Raw genomic sequence first — 2,091 nt, 5'->3', positions numbered from 1 at the left:
AAACAGTCGAGGTGGCGCGGTTTATCGGAACGCCACAAGTTGAGATTCTCGAATGCGTCATCGATCGGAGCAACGAAAGCAACACCATTTTGCGCTGCGGATCAGCAAGTCTTCCAATAACCGCCCGCCAGGCAGTCGCTCTTGGCGCGAGGACTGAAAAGATCCTAGTAACAATACGCCCCGAATATGTGACGATTGGTGGTCAAGGAACATCCGCAATCATCAGGGATGTGCAGCCGATCGGACCATCGACACTTGTGAATCTAGGTTGGAAGGGGGGCGCGATCATGGCCCGGCTGAACGGTATCGTTCGGCTGACAGTGGGCAAAACCGCGCATTTTTCCATCGATCCGATACAACTTATGTTTTTCGATAAAGAGAGCGGTCGGCGTATCAAAACAAAAAGCTAACGTCTCTCATCTTCTGTGTCATTGATAGCTCATAAAAACCGCTCTCTGAGGTAGCCATTCAAGAATCGCCCCTCCGGGTCAAGCTGACGGCGGCGAGAGACGAAATCCTGGTAGCGGGGATAGATTTCCTCAATACGTTCTCTGCCAAGACTATGGAGCTTGCCCCAGTGAGGCCGGCCGCCAACCTCGGCAAAGATCGCCTCACAGTCACGAATGAAGTTCCAATAGTCCTCGCCCGCCCCGCCGGCAACTGAGACCATGGCAGTCTTGCGCGCATAGTAAGGGCTCATCCAAATATCGTCCGCGGCGACAGTCCGATACTCGACCGGAAAGATCTGATCGGGATGCTTGGTCTGAACAAGTTTTCGGATGGCACGGAAGACGTCCGGTCCACTCTCATATGGTACTGAATATTCGCACTCATTGTGGTTCGGCATGGGTATTGAACCCGGGAAGATGCGATAGCTCGGACCGATCAGTTCACCGCGTTTGCCAGCAACAGTTTCGGGGGAAGCTGCCGTGACATTCAGGGTACGCATCTCGCATACGTCCGCCGATTTGCGTGTTCGGCCGAGCCCCAGAGTATCAGGAAGGCTAAAGAGGGATGCCGAGTGTGCATTCGGACACCAGAAGATGCGGACGCTGCGATTCTCCCGGCACAAGCCATCCAAATCATCGAGGCACTCATCGAAATCAGCACGCCAAATCCTGTCGTGGAGATCGAAGGCTGGGACCAGCTTCATTGTGATCGACAGAATGATGCCAAACATACCAAGCGAAACCTTTGCGGCGCGTAGCGTGTCGGGATCATTTTCCTCCGAAAGATTGAGGATCTTCCCGTCCGATCCAGCAAGCCGCATGGCCGCGATTGGCCCTGCAAGGCATTGAATATTGTCGCCGCTACCATGGGTTCCGGTAGAGATTGCGCCAGATATGGTCTGCAGATCTATGTCGCCTTGATTGGGAAGCGCCCAGCCGGCAGCGCGTAGTGCCGGACCGACGTCGCAGATTCTTGTGCCGCCACGCAGTGACACGTGTCCGCGCTCCGCGTCGATCGCTTCGATACCGGTCAACCGTTCGGCAGAGACCAGAACGCCGTCTGTGGCGACAATGGGTGTATAGGAATGACCCGACCCCACGACCCGCACGGTGAGACCGTCGCGTGCCGCGATGTCAACAACTGCACATGCCTCCTCGTCACTACTCGGCATCGCGAAATGTCCGACGCGCGAAACTTGGTTGCTAACCCAGTTGCGCCAGATCAGAGATGGTCCGAGCGCGGAAGAAGGTGCTTGACTGGTTAAAGGCATCACTCAGCTCAATTTTTCAGATAAGCATGTAGTGTGCGATGGACACTGACTTGATGTCAATCGGCGTTGAACTCTGCCCCCTGATCGGCGCCCAATAGGGTCGTGCCCCGGGGCGTGGCTCCGGAACTTATTGTCATTCTGTCCCACCGAGAACAGAGGAGATCTACGACTTGATTTGTGCAGTGTCCTCAATCCGACTGCGACACGCACACGTCAATGCCTTGGCAGGTCAGTGAAGCTGCTTACCAACGCCCGGTCTTGCCAACAGAGCCAATTCGCGCAAAACTTCGCTTCACACTCGGAAGGTACCATCTATTTCAAAATGACTGTCAATCCACAAGACATCAAAGCATTCCCCACGGTCTTTGGCC

2 protein-coding genes are annotated in these 2,091 nt (G+C 54.9%); one reads left to right on the top strand and one right to left on the bottom strand.

All coding sequences use genetic code 11. The annotated features are described in order from the left end of the window. Window positions 1-410: TOBE domain-containing protein (locus tag WCJ41_RS21700; protein WP_336907917.1), on the top strand; the 410-nt coding region annotated here is incomplete at its 5' end. A 29-nt stretch (window positions 411-439) separates the two neighbouring features. On the opposite strand, the gene WCJ41_RS21695 is transcribed toward WCJ41_RS21700, so the two are convergent. Further along, a complete protein-coding gene (locus WCJ41_RS21695; protein WP_336907918.1) occupies window positions 440-1,720 on the bottom strand; it encodes a D-arabinono-1,4-lactone oxidase in 1,281 nt (426 codons plus the stop codon). Window positions 1,721-2,091: the final 371 nt, after the last annotated feature.

The sequence above is a fragment of the Aestuariivirga sp. genome, assembly GCF_037139295.1.
Taxonomy (GTDB): Bacteria; Pseudomonadota; Alphaproteobacteria; order Rhizobiales; family Aestuariivirgaceae; genus Aestuariivirga.
Note: the sequence above shows the minus strand (reverse complement) of the source record. Positions and strands in the feature narration are given on the sequence as shown.

Coding starts and splice junctions, on each gene's coding strand:
- WCJ41_RS21695 (WP_336907918.1), bottom strand. CDS start 1,720: ATGCCTTTAACCAGTCAAGCACCTTCTTCCGCGCTCGGACCATCTCTG.